General features: G+C 55.3%; 13 protein-coding genes. 11 read left to right on the top strand and 2 right to left on the bottom strand.

What is annotated here, in order from left to right:
- Positions 1-556 precede the first annotated feature (556 nt).
- Together ACTQY5_RS10635 and ACTQY5_RS10630 are read left to right on the top strand one after the other, a co-directional pair.
- The gene (locus ACTQY5_RS10635; protein ID WP_441369191.1) at positions 557-5,770 is read left to right on the top strand and encodes an ESPR-type extended signal peptide-containing protein; all 5,214 of its coding nucleotides are present in this window, start codon (positions 557-559) and stop codon (positions 5,768-5,770) included.
- A 507-nt stretch (positions 5,771-6,277) separates the two neighbouring features.
- Positions 6,278-6,745, top strand: a complete 468-nt coding sequence (locus ACTQY5_RS10630) for a transposase (RefSeq protein ID WP_441369190.1) — start codon at positions 6,278-6,280, stop codon at positions 6,743-6,745.
- A gap of 149 nt (positions 6,746-6,894) precedes the next feature.
- Here the strand turns inward: ACTQY5_RS10630 and mnmA are convergent, their stop codons facing one another.
- Together mnmA and ACTQY5_RS10620 are read right to left on the bottom strand one after the other, a co-directional pair.
- Positions 6,895-7,962 carry a tRNA 2-thiouridine(34) synthase MnmA gene (gene mnmA / locus ACTQY5_RS10625; protein ID WP_279125984.1) on the bottom strand — a complete coding sequence of 356 codons (1,068 nt, stop codon included), beginning with the start codon at positions 7,960-7,962 and terminating at the stop codon, positions 6,895-6,897.
- 15 nt (positions 7,963-7,977) lie between these two features.
- Positions 7,978-9,129 carry a cysteine desulfurase family protein gene (locus tag ACTQY5_RS10620; protein ID WP_441369189.1) on the bottom strand — a complete coding sequence of 384 codons (1,152 nt, stop codon included), beginning with the start codon at positions 9,127-9,129 and terminating at the stop codon, positions 7,978-7,980.
- 168 nt (positions 9,130-9,297) lie between these two features.
- Here ACTQY5_RS10620 and rpsF point away from each other — a divergent pair, with 168 nt between their 5' ends.
- The 9 genes from rpsF to ACTQY5_RS10575 all read left to right on the top strand — a co-directional run bounded on the left by rpsF (position 9,298) and on the right by ACTQY5_RS10575 (position 18,143).
- Complete coding sequence (rpsF, locus tag ACTQY5_RS10615) at positions 9,298-9,582, top strand: 30S ribosomal protein S6 (RefSeq protein ID WP_012937438.1); 285 nt, start codon at positions 9,298-9,300, stop codon at positions 9,580-9,582.
- A 13-nt stretch (positions 9,583-9,595) separates the two neighbouring features.
- Positions 9,596-10,039, top strand: a complete 444-nt coding sequence (locus tag ACTQY5_RS10610; RefSeq protein WP_022486623.1) for a single-stranded DNA-binding protein — start codon at positions 9,596-9,598, stop codon at positions 10,037-10,039.
- A gap of 21 nt (positions 10,040-10,060) precedes the next feature.
- Positions 10,061-10,297 carry a 30S ribosomal protein S18 gene (gene rpsR, locus ACTQY5_RS10605; RefSeq protein ID WP_012937440.1) on the top strand — a complete coding sequence of 79 codons (237 nt, stop codon included), beginning with the start codon at positions 10,061-10,063 and terminating at the stop codon, positions 10,295-10,297.
- 141 nt (positions 10,298-10,438) lie between these two features.
- Positions 10,439-11,395 carry a YybS family protein gene (locus ACTQY5_RS10600; RefSeq protein WP_022486624.1) on the top strand — a complete coding sequence of 319 codons (957 nt, stop codon included), beginning with the start codon at positions 10,439-10,441 and terminating at the stop codon, positions 11,393-11,395.
- Between the two features lie 11 nt (positions 11,396-11,406).
- Positions 11,407-13,455, top strand: a complete 2,049-nt coding sequence (locus ACTQY5_RS10595) for a DHH family phosphoesterase (RefSeq protein ID WP_022486625.1) — start codon at positions 11,407-11,409, stop codon at positions 13,453-13,455.
- Complete coding sequence (gene rplI, locus ACTQY5_RS10590; RefSeq protein WP_022486626.1) at positions 13,415-13,867, top strand: 50S ribosomal protein L9; 453 nt, start codon at positions 13,415-13,417, stop codon at positions 13,865-13,867. The genes ACTQY5_RS10595 and rplI overlap by 41 nt, the downstream gene beginning before the upstream one ends.
- A 140-nt stretch (positions 13,868-14,007) precedes the next feature.
- Positions 14,008-15,339, top strand: a complete 1,332-nt coding sequence (dnaB, locus tag ACTQY5_RS10585; RefSeq protein ID WP_154488670.1) for a replicative DNA helicase — start codon at positions 14,008-14,010, stop codon at positions 15,337-15,339.
- Between the two features lie 201 nt (positions 15,340-15,540).
- On the top strand, positions 15,541-16,833 hold the full coding sequence (gene purB, locus ACTQY5_RS10580; protein ID WP_022486628.1) for an adenylosuccinate lyase: 1,293 nt from the start codon (positions 15,541-15,543) through the stop codon (positions 16,831-16,833).
- A 20-nt stretch (positions 16,834-16,853) separates the two neighbouring features.
- Positions 16,854-18,143: an adenylosuccinate synthase gene (locus tag ACTQY5_RS10575; RefSeq protein WP_154488671.1), complete on the top strand. Its 1,290-nt coding sequence runs from the start codon at positions 16,854-16,856 to the stop codon at positions 18,141-18,143.
- Positions 18,144-18,396 lie beyond the last annotated feature (253 nt).

Genomic DNA, 18,396 nt, shown 5'->3' with positions numbered 1-18,396 from the left:
TCACTTCCTTTCTATGGGTCTGTATCGATCTACTCATCTCTATTATACCCAGTCCGGACAGTCCTGGAAAATCTCCGCCCTGAAAGGGCGGTTTTTTTGCATGAAAAGAAGATTAAAATGTCTTTGAATCAAGAACAAAGAAAAAGAAAAATCAGAAAAATATTTTCAGGACAAAAAATGACCCTTTCGTGATTTTCGAAAAAAAAGTTTTGAAATCCATGATATGCTTTAGCAGAACAAAGAGAAAGAAGTTCCGGACGCGGAGCTTCTTTCTCCAGGCAATACACCGGATTCCTGTATAAAGTTCCAAGTAACTCAAATGAGAACGATTCAAGAAAACTGAAGAGTGAAGTAAATTGTATTGTATATACGGACGAACGTTCTTATACAAAAGTATACTCCGGAAATTCAAAAGAGTATACCAAGGGATAATTGGAAATTTCAGGGATTTTGGTAAACTGAAGGTAACGGGGAGACCAAAGCGCGCATGGGAAACCCACCAAAAGATGCATGAAAATGAAAAAACAGGAGAGTTCAAGAAAAGGGGTGTGGCTTTATGAACAGGATTTATAAAGTGATCTGGAACAAAACACGGGGCATGTACATGGTGGTTTCCGAACTGGCCAAAGGCCAGTCCAAAGACGGACGCCGTGCCGTGGGACGGAAGAAAGTGGCACAGACCGCTGCGGCTCTGGCCGTGTTTTTCAGTATTGTCTCTATGGGAGGGACGTCTTTTGCGGCGGATGGCACCACGAAGGTTGAATCGTCGACTTCCGGTACGGCGGTAGAAGTCTATACCAAGAATGGCACGGATGCGCAGATTGAGGCAGCCAGAAAATATACGTATCGTAAAGCGGCTGAACTGGATAAAAAATTAACGGACCAGAAGACCAGCACGGCCCTTCATATTTCCAGCACTGGCGATTTGATTGTAGGCACTAAAGAAAATCAGACAGTCAAAGACATGGAAATCCGTGGAAAATTGACTTCTGGAAGCCTTTCTACTGGTGATATCACCTCTACGGGTGATGTGACTGTAACAGGTAAGGTGGCTGCAGATGGTGTGACCGACGAAACTACCAAAGACGGTACCTATATCAAACAAAACAATACGGTAGGAAATAACCTGGTCAGCCTGGATAAACAAGTCAAGGCCAATGATGACCGGATCACCGCTGTGAAGGAATATCTGGAGAAACAGACTTCTGACAATTATGTAAGCAAGGCCGATGCCGCCGTACAGGATGGGGCCGTTGTGAAAGCGGCCAACACCATTGGCGAAAACGTGGCTAACCTGGATGCCGCTCTGGATGCGGAAAAAAATGCTCGCATTTGGGCAGATAAAACCCAAGACAAGGTGATTCAGCAGGTCAACCAGAATATGGTGGATGGGTTCAATACCATCAACAAGAATATGGCTGATGGATTCACGGCCCTGAACCAGGCAGATGCCAAGGAAGCCCAGGAACGGGCAGCCGCTGATGCAGCACTGGATGATAAGATTACGGCAGAAACTTCGGCCCGTGTGGCAGCAGATACCAAACTGGTGGAAGCCGTCAATAGCGGACTGAGCCTGAGCGATGACAATGTTCTGCAAAAGAATACCACTACCATTGACGCCCAGGGCAACGTGACCACCTCCAAGACCGATGCCAACAAAATGATCCTGAACAAGGGCAGGGACAACCAGATCACCCTGAACGAAAAGGGAATCAAGGTTGGCACCAACAGCACGGTGGTGGATAAAGACGGTGTCTACACCGGCGGCGACGACTATACGGCAGCCAAAGCAGCCCTTAAGTCGGATGGCTCCATCAAAGGCGCTGATGGCAAGTTTACCGTGGATGGTACAAACGGCAACGTAAACACAAATGGCAGTTTAACTGCTACTTCCGGAAAGATTGGTAATGTGAGCATGTCTACTGATGGTACCATGACCGGCGTGAAAGACCTGACTGCTTCCGGAAAGATTACTGCTGATAGCTTTACTGATGGTACAGCCACCATGTCCAATGGCAGCCTCAATGGTGTGAACCAGATCAATGCCACTGGGAATATTGTTACCACTGGCAATATGAAGGCCCATGATATCACTGCAGAGGGCACGATTAAAGGTGAGACCATTAACGGGACCACGGGTACCTTTGGCTCCCTGTCTACCACCGGCAATGCATCTGTAGGCGGAACCCTGACAACCAATGGCATTACCAACACCGGCAATACCACTACCGATACCCTCGCTGTCAATCATAATGCTACGGTAGGCGGCAACTTAAGCGTTACAGGGGATATAACCGGCAAGAGCCTGAACGTTGGCACCGGCAGCATCTCCGGCGGACAGATTACTGGTACTGGACTGGATGTAGGAGCGGGAACCATAAAAACTACCGGCGCAACGGAAACGGGAACGCTGAAAACCACTGGCAAAGCTGAAATCGGCGGCGACCTGTCCGTTGCCGGCAATACGGAAATGAAAGGCAACCTGGATGTGAAGGGCGACCTTTCTGTAGAAGGCAAATTCAATGCCAATACGCTCTCCAGCAAACTGGATGAAAACAACTACACCACCATCAATGGCGGCAAGACCCAGTCCAAAAATCTGAAAATGGATACGGCAACGGGCGAAACCAAGGCCAGTGCTTCTACCTTCGATGAAACTGGCAGCAATCTGTGGGCCAAGGACGATGAATCCATCGGCAAGAGCACCGTTACTGCCGACAGCATCAGCCAGAAACTTTCTGATACCGGTGACAACCCGACGGCGTATGCAGAATCCGCCATGAGCCAGGGGACGGACAACAAGTACACCATGACCGATACCGTAAAGGACGGGGACAAGACCAACGTGGCTTCCCAGTCTGCAGCGGAATCCAGTGATGTAATCACCGAAGGTTCCGACGACTCCGCCAAGACCTCTACTTTCCGGCAGAGAATCGATCAGATCCTGCAGGAAATCAAAACTTCTGATGAAATTTATTCCAAGATCGATCAAACTGTGAATAAAACGAATAGCACGGTGAGGGACGGCGCCAACAGCACCTCGGTAGAACAGGGGACTCAGGATATCACTCATACGGCGGAACAGGGAACCATTTCCAATATCGCCAAAGACCTGGTGAACACAGCCTCCGGAAACATGATCAATACGGTAGGCGGAAACCAGACCACGACCGTAACTGGTGACAGCAGCCTGAAGGCAGAAAACATCACCAACGAAGCGAAGAACAAGATTACCAACAAGGCTATCGATGTGGAAACCGATGCTACCAGCTCCATCGTACAGAAAGTGACGAACGATGCCGGTTCCAATACTTCTACCCAGCTGTCTTATCAGACTAAAGAAGAAATGAGCCAGGCTGATGGCAAGACTGCTTCCTATCTCCGCGGTGCAGCCGAAGAAAAATCCCAGCTGATTGATGGTAGCCAGAAGACCACCGTCGACACCATTGCCGGTCAGACCAATACCAACATTACGGATGGAACCAATACATCCAACGACCTGCAGAAAGCAGATCAGATCGCTTCCTCCGTAACCGACGGTACCAATACCACCGTGGTGAACCAGGATGCCATGAGCCTGGCCTCCTCCATCACTGACGGGACCAAGGCCAACAACACCAACAGCACTGTAGACAAATCGGAACAGCTGATCAAAGCCAGCGATACCCAGTACAGCGCTACGTCTAAGACAGCTACTAAGATGGAAGATGCCCTGGTAAGCGGCGGCAGTGTCATCGACGTTATCAAGAACCTCGACGATGCAGCCAACCCGTTCATCGGCAGCGCCGTAACGGATGGCACCAACATCACTGGCGTCACCCAGACGGCAAAAGATATCACCAACACGGCTAAGAACGGTACGATCGCCAATGAGGCCAAGGATATCACCAACAACGCTACGGAAAATATGACCAACACGGTTGGCAAAGATCTGACCACGACTGTGGGCGGCGAAATGAAGACCACTGTCACTGGCGATGTGACAGAAGACTACAAAGCCAACCTGAGCACCACGGTAGGCGGAAACCAGACCACGACCGTAACCGGTGACAGCAGCCTGACGGCAGAAAACATCACCAATAAGGCAACGAAAAAACTGTCCAACGCTGCAGCAAAAATCGAAAACAGTGCTTCTACCTCTATCACCGACAAAGTAGGTGACAATGTAGAGCGGACCATGACCACCAAGAAGATTTCCGAATCTGTGAAGGATGGTACCAAGAGCAACTCCTTCAGCAAGACCGCTGAAAAGGATATCAACATCATCACCGATGGCACCAATACCAGCACTTTGAGCCAGCTGGCCGACAGTGTAAATACATCCCTCAAGAACGGAACCCAGTCGCTCAACAATAAGAAGACCGTGACCGAGGATGTAACCAAGGTGACTGACGAGAACACCGGCGACTTCTCCAGCAGCAGCCAGAAGGCCGACGGCTTCACCAGCCAGGTGAAGAATGGCAGCGGCGGATCCAACACGGTGACGGATACGGCGACCACTTCGGAACAGAGACTGGTCAGCGGGAACATCATCGACATCCTGAAGGATGCGGAAAACGGGTATGTGAATACCACCGTAAGCTCTGGGACTGGCGACGATGCTACCAAGACCAGCGTGACCACCACGGACGCCGGGACCACCTTTGAAAATACCGAGCATGCAGCGGCTATTGGAGAAGGATCCATCAAGCAAACCACCATTTCCGGGAACACTCTGGAAACCGGCAAGGCAACGGCGGATTATGTGGAAGTGAACAAGGACCTGACCGTCAAGGGAGATTCCGATCTTCAGGGCAATGTCACGGTAGGCAAAGACCTGAACGTGAAGGGCAGCACCAAGTTGGATGGCACCCTGGAAGTTGGCGGCAAGTCCACCTTCAAGGATGACGTCACCATGGAAAAGGATCTCTCTGTAGGCGGCAATGCCACTGTGACCGGCGATGTAACGGCCAAGTCCTACAAGGTAGGGGACAAGACCTACATTAACGAAAACGGCATCAATGCCAACGGCCAGAAGATCACCAACGTGGCGGACGGGACCATTGCTGAAGGCAGCACCGATGCGGTGAACGGCGGACAGCTCAATGCCACCAACCAGCGTGTGACCACCGTGGAAAACCGGATGGACGGGGTAGAAAACCGTATGGATCGGGTAGAAAACCGGGTGGACAACCTGGATAACCGGATCGACAAGGTAGGGGCCAGCGCAGCGGCTATGGCCAACCTGCATCCTATGGACTTCGATGAAGATTCCAAGGTCAGCGTGGCAGCGGCTGTGGGCAACTACCGCAGTGAAACTGCCGGGGCCCTGGGCGTGTTCTACCGGCCTACGGACCGGGTGATGCTGAATGTTTCCACCAGCTTCGGCAATGGGGAAAACATGATCGGCGGCGGCGTGTCCTTCAAGCTGGGCAAGAGCAGCAAGCGGCTGGAAAAGGCGGAAGCCACCAATGCCGCTCTGGCCAAACAGGTGACCAACCTGCAGAATCGGCTGGATGCCCTGCTGGGCGTGCTGAACCCCAGCCTGTCCAAGGACTTCCCGGATGTACCGGCCAACCACTGGGCCTACGAAGCCGTAAGCCGGCTGGCAGGGAATGATATCATCCAGGGATACGAAGACGGCAAGTATCACGGCGAACGGACCATGACCCGGTATGAAATGGCCGAAATCATCTACAACGCCCTGTCCAAAGGGGCCAAGGCGGAAGCCAAACTGGTAGAAGAATTCCGGCCTGAACTCCAGGCAATGGCTGCCCAGAGAAAAGCGTAACCGTCTCCCCGGATGGATTGCACACACCCCCTCTGGAGCAGAACCATAAAGCAAAAAACCACCCCGCGCATTGCGCGGGGTGGTTTTTTGTGGCTGCCGATGGTCGATGGGGGAAGGAGGCCCTCCGGGCGGCCAGGGAAGGGCTCGCCTGTGGCAAGCCCCTACAGCGTTGGGATCGGGGTTGTGGCTGGGGGCGAATGGATTGCGGATGTCATAGGTTGCGGGGTGCAGGATGGAATGACCCTCCGGGCGGCCAGGGAAGGGCTCGCCTGTAGCAAGCCCCTACAGCGTTGGGGTCGAGGGTTGTGGCTGGGGGTGGATGGATCGCGGATGCCTGGGCTTTGACTTGCAGGAGGGACTTTGACACCAACGGCGTAGGGGTTCCCCGCAGGGGAACCCTTCCCGGCCTCCGGTCGGGTCAAACCAGCAAACTTGCAAAAATATTCTGCCATGTTATAATATATAAAATCATAACATGAACATATGTTTGCAAAAAGGAGGCCATTTATGTTATTCACTCACACCCTTCATCCCAGCCGAAAAAACATCCGGCTTTCTCCTGTGGTTTATCAACTGTCCGGGCTGACTTTCCTTACGGTGTGTACCCTGGACAGGGAACCTCTATTTGGATGTATTGAACAGGGAGTTCTGCATCCTACGGAAATTGGGAATCAGGTGGCGGCTCATCTGGATTGGTTTGCCAACCGGTATCCGGGGATGAAGATCCTGCAATGGGTGGTGATGCCCAACCATATCCATTTATTGGTATTCCGAAATCAGGATAGGGCAACCATTTCCCTGGCCGGATTCATCAACCAGTTCAAAGGTTGTACAACCCGGGTGTGCGGGCGTAAAATTTGGCAGCGTGGATATTACGACCATTTGGTAAGGACGCCGGGGGATGGGGTCCGGATCATGGAATATATAGAGAACAACCCAAGGAAATGGGAGTTGGACCGGTATTTTGGGGAATGAGAACGAACCCTCCGGGAGGCCAGGGACGGGCGTGCCTGTGGCGCGCCCCTACGGCGTAGGGGTTCCCCGCAGGGGAACCCTTCCCGGCCTCCGGTCGGGCATATCTTCCTCAAAAAACCAGGCCCCGGCCGGGACCTGTTTTTCTTTTTTTATTCTACAATAGTCCCTCCCCCCAGGACCACTTCTCCGTCGTACAATACGGCGGCCTGGCCGGGGGTGATGGCTCTTTGGGGTTCGTCGAACCGGACGGTGAAAGTATCCTTGCCGGTGGGGGTTACGGTGGCGGGCTGGGCTTCCTGGCGGTACCGGACTTTCACCTGGCACCGGACGGGGCCTTCCGGCACTTCTCCGCTGATCCAGTTGGCGTCCCGGACCTTTGCCTCCCGGCTGAACAGGGCTTCACTGGGGCCCACGATCACGGCGTTCTTTGCCGGGTCGATCTTCACTACATAGAGAGGATAATCGGGCTGGTTCAGCCCCAGCTTCTTGTGCTGGCCCAGGGTGTAATAGATGATCCCTTTGTGCTGGCCGATCACTTTTCCTTCCAGATCCAGAAAGGGACCCGGCTGAGGCTTGTAGTCCAGAATCCGCTGGACTGCATCGGTGTACTGGCCGTTGGGCACGAAACAGATGTCCTGGCTGTCCGGCTTCTGGGAATTGATGAACCCGTTTTCCGCGGCGATTTCCCGGGTATGGGTCTTGTGGTATCCCCCCAGGGGGAACCGGGTGTGGGCCAGCTGGTCCTGGGTCAGGCTGTAGAGCACATAGCTCTGGTCCTTGGCCGGGTCCGTGGCCCGGAGCAGCTGGTACTTCCCTTCCGGGGTCTTCCGGATCCGGGCGTAATGGCCGGTGACCACACAGTCGCAGCCCAGTTCCAGGGCCCGCTGGTACAGGGCGCCGAACTTCAGGAACCGGTTGCAGTCGATGCAGGGGTTGGGGGTGTGGCCCAGGGTATAGCTCCGGGCGAATTTTTCCATTACGTCTTTTTTGAATTCTTCCGTGTAGTTGAACACGTAATAGGGCATATGGAGCCGGGCGGCCACGCTCCGGGCGTCTTCCACGTCGCTGAGGCTGCAGCAGGTTTTGGAACTGCAGCCGGCGTCCGGGTTGTTGTACAGCTTCATGGTGCAGCCGATGCAGTCATACCCTGCATCCTGCATGAGTTTGGCGGCTACGGAGCTGTCCACTCCGCCGCTCATGGCGATCAGTGCTTTCATGATGCATCCTTTCTGTTACAGCCGGTGTTCCAGCCGCCGGAGCCGCTGGACTTCCCGGATAAGGGTCTGGGCCGTATAGTCCACCTGTTCCCGGGTAATGTCATCCCCCAGAGAGAACCGGAGGGAAGATCTGGCTTCTTCCGGAGTGCAGCCCAGGGCCAGGAGCACATGGCTGGGTTCCGGAGAACCGGAGGCACAGGCGGACCCGGCGGAAACGCAGATGCCTGCCATGCCCAGCACCGGAAGCAGGGCTTCTGCGGGGACTCCGTCAAAGGCCATGTTCAGGTGGCCGGGGAGCCGGGGCACCTGGCCGCTGTGGACCCGGGTGCCGCCCAGGGCCAGGAGCTTTGCTTCCAGGGCGTCCCGGGCTTCTGCCATCTTCCGGGCGTTGGCATCCAGATTATTCACCGCTTCTTCCAGGGCGGCGGCCATGCCCACGATGCCGGAGACGTTTTCCGTGCCGGCTCGCTTCCCCCGTTCCTGTTCTCCTCCGAAAATCAGGCTTTCCAATTCGATGCCTTGCTTGGTAAAAAGGAAACCAACTCCTTTGGGTCCATAGAATTTATGGGCGGAACCGGACAGGAAGTCGATGTTCCCGGCTTCCAGGGTAACCGGCACATGGCCCAGGGCCTGGACCCCGTCGGTGTGGAACAGGGCTCCCTGTTCATGGGCCAGGGCGGCCAGCTCCCTGATGGGCTGGAGGGCGCCGGTTTCGTTGTTGGCGGTCATCACGGATACCAGGGCGGTTTCCGGGGTCAGGGCCCGGGCCAGGGTGTCCGGTTCCACCTGGCCTTCCTGGTTCACCGGCAGCAGGGTCACGGCAAAGCCTTCCTTCTGGAGGGCCTCCAGGGTGTGGAGGATGGCGTGGTGCTCAATGGCACTGGCGATAAGATGGGTGCGGCCGTGCTTCTTTCCCCAGGCAGCGGCGGTCCGAAGGGCCTGGTTGTCGCTTTCGCTGCCCCCGGAGGTGAAGGTGATTTCCCGGGGCCGGCAGCCCAGCAGCCGGGCGATGGTTTCCCGGGAGCCGATCAGGGCCCGGGAGGCTTCCTGCCCCAGGGGATAGGTGCTGGAGGGGTTGCCGTACTGTTCTGTAAAATAAGGCAGCATGGCCTCCAGGACCTTGGGCAGGACCCGGGTGGTGGCTGCGTTGTCGGCATAGACGAACATGGTGGTGCTCCTTTGTAAATTAATATCATATTATTATACTACAGAAAAGATTCCTTTTCCTTCTTGCATTTATTCTCTTCCCATGCTATACTTTTAAGGCTGTATATATTATATATACTTCTTCTGCCCTCATGGTAGAGGAGCAAATCCAAAGGAGGAGGTGATTTCGTGAATAACTACGAAGTCATGTACATCGTTAAACCGGTAGAAGAGGACGCTTTCAACGCTGTTGTAAAGAAGTTCGATGACCTGCTGGTGGCTAACGGCGCTACGATCGAAAAAACCGATAAGTGGGGCAAAAAACGTTTGGCATATGCTATTCAGGACTTCAATGATGGTCTGTATGTTCTGACCACGTTTGCCGCTGAACCTGCAGCCGTAAAGGAACTGGACCGTGTGATGAAGATTACCGACGATATCCTGCGTCACATGATCATTCGCAAAGGCGAATAAGGAGGCTGGGTGTATGAATCGCATTATCTTGTTGGGCCGTCTCGTACGGGATCCGGAAGTCCGGGTTACACCTACGGAAAAAACGGTCTGCACCTTTACTCTGGCAGTTGACCGTCCCTTCGCTTCGAAGAACGGCCAGCGGGAAGCGGATTTTATCAACATTGTAACGTGGAATAAAACCGCTGAATTATGTGGGAACAGTTTGACCAAGGGTCAGAGAGCTCTGGTGGAAGGGCGTCTGCAGATCCGCAGCTACGATGGAAAAGACGGGAACAAGCATTACATGACGGAAGTCATTGCGGACCGTGTGGAATTCATCGAACGGAAAGGCTCCGGCAGTCCTGCCGCAGGCCAGCAGAATCCTCCATCCCAGAATCAGTCCTCTCAGGGCGGCTCCGCCGGTCCCATGGGTGGCTTTGGCTCTGAAGTAGGTTTTGACGAAGAGATCCCATTTTAAAAGGGAGGATAGAGAATAGCTATGATGAAGCGTGAAAGAGGTAACCGGAGACCCAGAAGAAAAGTTTGCTCCTTCTGCGTCGACAAAGTCCAGGAAATCGATTATAAAGATGCAGCCAAGCTGCGGAAGTTCATCACCGAACGGGGCAAGATCCTGCCTCGCCGGATTTCCGGCACCTGTGCAAAACATCAGCGTCAGCTGACCATTGCCATCAAACGTGCCAGAAACGTTGCACTGCTGCCGTTTACGGCTGAATAAGCTGGATGACAGAGACAGACCCTTTCGGGGGTCTGTCTTTTTTTTGTCAAATATTGTAGAATAGTAGGGAAACGCTCTCTTGGTTGTCAATGGCCAATGGTCAATGGCCGAAGGAAACTATCATCATGGAGGAATATCGCTTTGCATTACCATAAAACTTCTTCGCTGGTGGAATCCGGCATTTTGGCGGCGGTGGCCGTGCTTTTTACCCTGGTGGGGAACTACATCCCGGTGCTGGACATCATTGTGAGCATCCTGTGGCCTCTGCCCATCATCCTTTGCGGCCGGCGGAACGGGCTGAAATGGAGCATTCTGTGCCTGCTGGTCACCGGGTGCGTGGTGGCGGTGCTGCTGTCCCCCCTCCAGGCTCTGACCCAGTGCCTGATTTTGGGGCTCATCGGCCTGTTCATGGGTTATGCCATGGAAAAACAGATGACTCCCACCCAGACCCTGCTCATGGGGAGCCTGGGGGCCCTCCTTTCCACGGTGCTCAGTGCCCTGGCAGCCTATTTCTTCATGCATGTGAATGTAATCGAAGTGTTCTTCCAGTCCATTGACGAATCGGTGAACATGAGCAGCGAGATTTTCCAGACCCTGGGGATGAACGGGCTCACGGACACCCAGCTGGCCCAGCTGAAAAAGATGTTCGAACTGATCCTGCCGGCCGGGGTGCTGCTCAGCGCGCCCATTACCGCCATTGCCAACTACTGGGCGGCCCGGAAGATCCTGGGACGGATGGGGGATTACTACCCCTGGTTTCCGCCTTTTTCCCTGTGGAAGCTGCCCAAATGGCTGCTCCTGCCCTATGGCATCGGGATGATGCTGATCTTCTTCGGCCAGAACTATCAGGATTCCCTGGTGTACCGGGGCGGGTACACCCTGTATATGATGATGAACATGCTGCTCCTGGTCCAGGGGCTGAGCCTGATCCGCTGGTATGTGGAATACCGCCATTATCCCCGGATCCTGCTGCCGCTGAGTCTGCTGCTGACCTTCACCCTGCCCATCGCCTCCCAGCTGGTGGTGGTGCTGGGGGCCTATGAAATGGTCTTCGATCTCCGGAAGATCCGGAAGCCAGGGGCCAAAAAGCCTGAATAGAGGGGGATAGTATGGAGGAGAAATCACGCCGGAACCTGTGGCAGTCCGTGCGCATCGGGGTGGCCCTGCTGGGGTCCGTCCTGGTGATCTACGGGATTGCGGTGAACCTGGCCATCTGTACGGCCATCGGGTTCATTTCGGTGCTGCTGGTCTATTATCTGACCTTCCGGAGCAACCGGCTCCGGGAAGCCTGGTTCAACCATTCCATGACCACGGTGGTCCGGAATATTGAACGGGCCAACAATTATGCGTCCCAGCGGATCCCCATCGGCATCGGGGTTTTCGACAAAGAAGGACATCTCCAGTGGCGGAACCGGCTGTTCAACGAATTCATCGCGGTGGAGGTGCCGCTGGCCACGCCTTTTGAAAAGGTGCTGCCGCCGCCGGACAACAATTTTGCCACCCTGCGGCTCCGGGACGCGGACAAGCAGATCAAGATCGGGGATCGGATCTACAAGATGCTGGTCCGGCGGATCCAGATCACCGACAATCCGGAGGAGGATACGGGGCTGGCCCTGTACCTGACGGATATCACGGACCGGGAACGGCAGAAAAAACGGTATGAGGAAGAACGGCCGGTGGTGGCCTATGTCCAGTTCGACAACTACGACGATGCCATGAAAGGCCTCAACGAAAACGAGCGGGCCAGCCTGATCGTGGACGTGACCAAGGCCATCGGGGGCTGGGTGGAGGAAGTCCACGGGTACTTCCAGAAATACACGGAAGACATGTTTGTGGTGGGCATGAGCCGGAAAGGGCTGACGGACACCATCAGCAAGAAGTTCCAGGTGCTGGACCGGGTCCGGGAGATTAAAAGCGGCAACCGGATCAGCCCCACCATCAGTATCGGGGTGGCGGCGGACGGCCGGAACCTGGCGGAACTGAGCCAGAAGGCCCAGGCGGCCCTGGACCTGGCTTTGGGCCGGGGCGGGGACCAGGCAGTGGTCCAGCTGGGGGACGATATGAGCTTCTACGGGGCCCGGGGCTCCGTCCAGGCGAAAAACACCCGGGTCCGGGCCCGGATCGTGGCCCAGGCCATCCACGAACTGATGGTCAGTGCGGACCAGGTGTTCATCATGGGCCATGCCAACGAGGACTACGATGCCCTGGGGGCAGCCATCGGGGTGGCCAAAATGGCCCTGACCCTGAACAAGAGCTGCTGCATCGTCACCAGCGGCCAGGGTCCTTCCCTGAAGAAGCTGGAAACCGTGTCCAAGGACCAGAGCGACCGGTACCTGTCCCTGTTCGTCAACGAGGAAGAGGCATTGAAGCGGATCACTCCCGGCAGCATCCTGGTGCTGGTGGACCACCATCGGGCCATGCTGAGCGCGGCGCCCAAGGTGCTCCAGGCCATCCGCCGGCGGATCATCATCGACCATCACCGGCGGGCGGAGGATGCCATCACCGATGTGATGCTCCAGTATATGGAACCGTCCACCTCTTCCACCTGTGAAATGGTCACGGAGATCCTCCAGTATTTTGAAAACAAGCTGCAGTTTTCTGAAGTGGAAGCCACGGCCCTGTATGCAGGGATTTTGGTGGACACCAAGAATTTTGCGGTGCAGACCGGGGAACGGACTTTCGAAGCAGCGGCTTTCCTGCGCCGGAACGGAGCCGATCCCCATATGGTTTCCCTGCTGTTCAAGGATGATGAACATACGGTGCTCACCCGGGCCCGGATCATCACCGAGATGAAACAGCCTCTGCCCGGGCTGGCTGTGGCGGTGCACCAGTGTTCCTGTCAGGACAAGGATACGCCGGTGATCGTGGCCCAGGCGGCGGATGAACTGCTGACCATGGATGACATCCGGGCCAGTGTGGTTTTCAGCCAGAATGAAAACGGAGTCAGCATCAGTGCCCGCAGTGACGGATCCGTCAATGTGCAGGTGATGATGGAAGAACTTGGCGGCGGCGGCCATCAGACCGTTGCCGGGGTACAGGTGAAGGGCGTGACGGCGGAAGAACTGATGCCGAAGGTCCTTGAGCTGGCCAAAGAACAAATGAAGGAGAGCGATACAGATGAAGGTAATTCTGCTGCAGGACATCAAGAAATTGGGTAAGAAAGGCGATATCATCGAAACGGCGGAAGGTTACGGCCGGAACTATCTGATTCCCCGGGGAATCGCGGAAGAAGCCACCTCCCGGAACCTGAACCAGGCCAAACAGGACATGCAGGTGGCCAAACACCGGGCTGCCCAGGCTCATGACGAAGCGGTGATCCTGGCTGCCCAGCTGGAAAAGGTGACCCTGCACATGAAGGTGAAGGTGGGAGCCAACGGGAAGCTGTTCGGATCCATTGCCTCCAAGGATGTGGCGGATGCCCTGCTGACCCAGACCGGGATGGAAGGGGTGGACCGCCGGAAGATCGAGATTCCGGAAACCATCAAGAGCCCGGGGGTATACACCGCAACGGCAAAACTGCTGCCGGATGTATCCGCCAAGTTCAAGGTCGTTGTAGAAACGGAAGAATAAAAAAGGAACCCACCACCAGCCCCAGGCTGGTCCCCCGCCCTTGAAAAGGGCGGACAGACAGGACAATGACTGTCTTGAGAAGGGGATCGGCACCTCTGTGATACGGTGGTGGGTTTCTTTTCAGGAAGGAGGTCTGCTCTTTGGAAGAACGTATTCCACCCCAGAATATCGAGGCGGAACAAAGTGTGCTGGGGGCCATGCTGATCAGCCGGGATGCCATCGACAAAGCCGGGGAAATCCTCAATGAGGATGACTTTTACCGGCCGGACAACCGGGTGATCTTTTCGGCCATTATGGATCTCCACAGCCGGAACGAGGCGGTGGACCTGGTTACGGTCACCGAAGAACTGCGCCGGCTGGGGAAGCTGGATGCCATCGGAGGCACGGCGGCCATCACCGCTCTCAGCAATGCGGTGCCCACTGCGGCCAATGTGGTGTACCATGCCAAGATCGTGGAGGAAAAATCCCTCCGCCGGCAGCTGATCAATTCGGCTACGGAAGTGGCGGCCAGCGGCTACGAGGAAGAACAGGACATTGCCCAGACCATCGACCAGGCGGAACAGAAGATCCTGGCGGTGGCCAACCGGAAACATTCCGGGGGCGTGGTGAAGATCAAGGACATCGTGAAAAGCGCCATGGCCCGGATCGAGGAATTGTACGACACCAAGGATGCCTTTACCGGCCTGCCCACCGGGTTTTCCGATTTCGACAAAATGACCAGCGGGCTCCAGCCTTCGGATCTGATCATCGTGGCAGCCCGTCCTTCCATGGGGAAATCCTCCCTGGTGCTGAACATTGCGGAACATGTGGCTCTGGACGGGGGAAAATCCGTAGCCTTCTTCTCCCTGGAAATGAGCAAGGAGCAGCTGGTCCAGCGGCTGCTGTGCTCCCAGGCCCGGATCGACGCCTCCCGGCTGCGGATCGGCCAGCTCCAGGAAAGCGAATGGCCCAACCTGGTGAACGCGGCGGACAAGCTCAGTGCCGCCAAGATCATGCTGGATGATACGCCGGGGATGACGGCCCTGGAAATGCGGTCCAAGGCCCGGCGGTGGAAAAACGAGAACGGCCTGGATCTGATCATCGTGGACTATCTCCAGCTGATGCAGGGGTCCTCCAAACGGGCCAGCGACAACCGGCAGCAGGAAATGAGTGATATTTCCCGGTCCCTGAAGGGGCTGGCCCGGGAGCTGAATGTGCCGGTGATCGCCCTGTCCCAGCTGAGCCGGAGCGTGGAACAGCGGACCAGCAAACGGCCCATGCTCAGTGACCTGCGGGAATCCGGGGCCCTGGAACAGGATGCGGATATTGTGTGCTTCATCTACCGGGACGATTACTACAACCCGGATACGGAACAAAAGAACGTGGCGGAACTGATCGTGGCCAAGCACCGGAATGGCCCGGTGGGCACGGTGCCGCTGTATTTCCGGAAGGATATCACCCGGTTCGAGGATCTGAGCCGGAGACCGGAATAAATGCGGCTGCCATACAGCAGCCGCCTGTCAATTGTCAATTGCCGAAGGAAAGAACCCGCTTGGAACAGCGGGTCCTTTTATTGCAAACAAAAAATTCTTGTCGTTGCGAAGCGTTCGGTAAAATGATACAATAAAAAGACAGCGGGAACGGTGTGTTCCCTCGTTATGCCATTTTTTTGTTATACCTAAGGAGGAAGTATTGTGATTCCACGTTATACCAGTAAAGAAATGGGTTCCATCTGGACGGAAGAAAACGAAGACCGCAACATTGTCAAAGTTGAAGTCACGGCCTGCGAAGCCATGAACAAACTGGGCATTGTACCGGATGATGCGCTCCATGACATCCAAACCAAGGCGGACTTCGATCTGGACCGGGTCCATGAAATCGAAAAGACCACCAACCATGACATCATTTCTCTGCTTACTTCTGTGGCTGAACACGTCGGCGATGCTTCCAAATATATCCATAAAGGCCTGACCTCCAACGACGTGAAGGACACGGCCATGGGGCTCATGATGAAACATTCCGCGGAAATCCTGATCCGGGAAGAAAAGGAACTCCATGAAATCCTCAAGAGCCAGGCTCAGAAATACCGTCACACCCTGTGCGTGGGCCGTACCCACGGGATCCATGCGGAACCCATGACCTTCGGCCTGAAGTTCCTGCTGTGGATGTCTGAAACCGAACGGAACATCGAACGGCTGGAAATGGCCAAGAAATACATCTCCGTAGGGAAACTCAGCGGTGCCATCGGGACCTATTCCAACATTGACCCGTTTGTGGAAAAATACGTGTGCGAAAAACTGGGGCTGACCCCTGTGCCCATTGCCAACCAGGTTGTCCAGAGAGACCGCCATGCCTTCTATCTGAGCACCATTGCCGTGTGCGGCGCCACCCTGGAAAAGATGGCCACGGAAGTCCGTCATCTCCAGCGTACGGAAGTCCGGGAAGCGGAAGAATATTTTGCTCCCGGCCAGAAGGGCTCTTCCGCCATGCCTCACAAACGGAACCCCATCACCTGTGAAAAGATCTGCGGCCTGGCCCGGGTGCTCCGGGGCAATGCAGAAGCTGCCATCGAAAACGTGGCCCTGTGGCATGAACGGGATATTTCCCATTCTTCCGTGGAACGGATCATCCTGCCGGATTCCACCATCCTGCTGGACCACATGCTGCGGAAAATGAAGGACATCATGGGCAAGATGCTGGTATATCCGGAAGCCATGATGCGGGACCTGAACCTGACCGGCGGCCTGATCTACAGCCAGAACCTGCTGATCGCCCTGGTAAGCAAAGGGGTGCTCCGGGAAGATGCCTACAAGTGGGTGCAGCGGAACGCCATGGCCCGGTGGATGGAAGGGGCCGACTTCAAGACCAACGTGGAAGCGGATCCGGACATCGACAAGTACCTGACCAAAGAAGAAGTGGAAGCCTGCTTCGAACCGAAACATATGCTGAAGCATGTGGATGAAATCTACGCCCGGTTTGGAATGTAACCCGAAAGAAGGAGAACTCTATGTCATCTGTTGTTGTAATCGGTTCCCAGTGGGGGGACGAAGGTAAAGGCAAGATTGTTGACTACCTGGCCCAGCAGGCTGATGCGGTGGTCCGCTATTCCGGCGGTTCCAACGCCGGCCATACGGTGGTGGTCAATGACGTTTCCTACAAGCTCCGTCTGCTGCCCAGCGGGATTTTATACAAGGACAAAACCTGCATCCTGGGCAACGGTGTGGTGATCAACCCCCGTGTGGTGCTCCAGGAAATCGCCGAAATGAAGGCCAAGGGCGTGGATACCAGCAACCTGCTGATCAGCGACCGGGCCCATGTGGTGTTCCCGTACCATGAAAAGCAGGACGAACTCCAGGAAGCTGCCCTGGGGGATGCCAAGATCGGCACCACCAAAGGGGGCATCGGACCCTGCTATATGGACAAATATGCCCGTACCGGGATCCGGGTCTGCGATCTGATGAACAAAGACGTGCTGGCTGCCAAGCTGAAACGGAACCTGGATGCCAAGAATGCCCTGTTCACCAAAGTCTACGGGGCAGAACCTCTGGCCTATGAACCCATGCTGAAAGCCTACCTGGACTATGCGGAAGAACTGCGGCCCCATGTGACTGATACCAGCGTAGCTCTGGGGAACATTTTCGATGCTCACAAGAAAGTCCTGTTCGAAGGGGCTCAGGCCACCTTCCTGGACATCGACTACGGCACCTATCCCTATGTGACCAGCTCCAACCCCACCGCCGGCAATGCAGCCACCGGCAGCGGCGTAGGGCCCCGGTTCATCGACCATGTGGTGGGCGTGGTGAAAGCCTATACCACCCGGGTAGGGGAAGGCCCCTTTGTGTGCGAACTGTTCGATACTGACGGCCCGGGAACCTATCTCCGGAACACCGGCCATGAATTCGGCACTGTCACCGGGCGGCCCCGCCGCTGCGGCTGGCTGGATGCCTTCATGGTGAAATACGCTGCCCGGCTGAACTCCATGGATGCCCTGGCCATTACCCGGCTGGATATCCTGGACGGCATGGACGAAATCAAGATGTGCACCGGCTGGACCATCGACGGAGAACCCATCCAGCACATCCCGGCGGATCTGACCATCCTGGCCAAAGCCAAACCGGTTTACGAAACCTTCAAAGGCTGGAAAAAGGACATTTCCGGGGTACGGTCCTACAGCGACCTGCCGGCGGAAGCCCAGGCCTATCTGAACCGGCTCAGCGAAGTGGTGGGCGTGGAAATCGGCATTGTGTCCGTAGGGCCCAACCGGGATCAGACCTTCTCTCTGAAGGAATTCTTCTGAGCGGGAAAATAAATTTGAAAAAGGCAGAGAAAATGCTTGCATTTTCTCTGCCTTTTTGCTATACTAAATAAGCTTTCTCGAAGAGAAAGCAACAGACTGAAACTTGATCAGCAGCGAAATGTTTCAACTGAAACATTGAAAGAAAAAAGTTGTTGACAAAGAAACGAAAGTCTGGTATTATATAGAAGCTGTCGCTGAGACAGTGAGACGAACTTTGAGAACTGAATATTGTTGACAGATGTGCGGGTCAAGT

The sequence above is a fragment of the Acidaminococcus sp. HCP3S3_H5 genome, from assembly GCF_052122235.1.
Lineage (GTDB): Bacteria > Bacillota > Negativicutes > Acidaminococcales > Acidaminococcaceae > Acidaminococcus.
The sequence above is the reverse complement of the archived record's forward strand: the minus strand, read 5'-3'. Positions and strand labels throughout refer to the sequence as shown.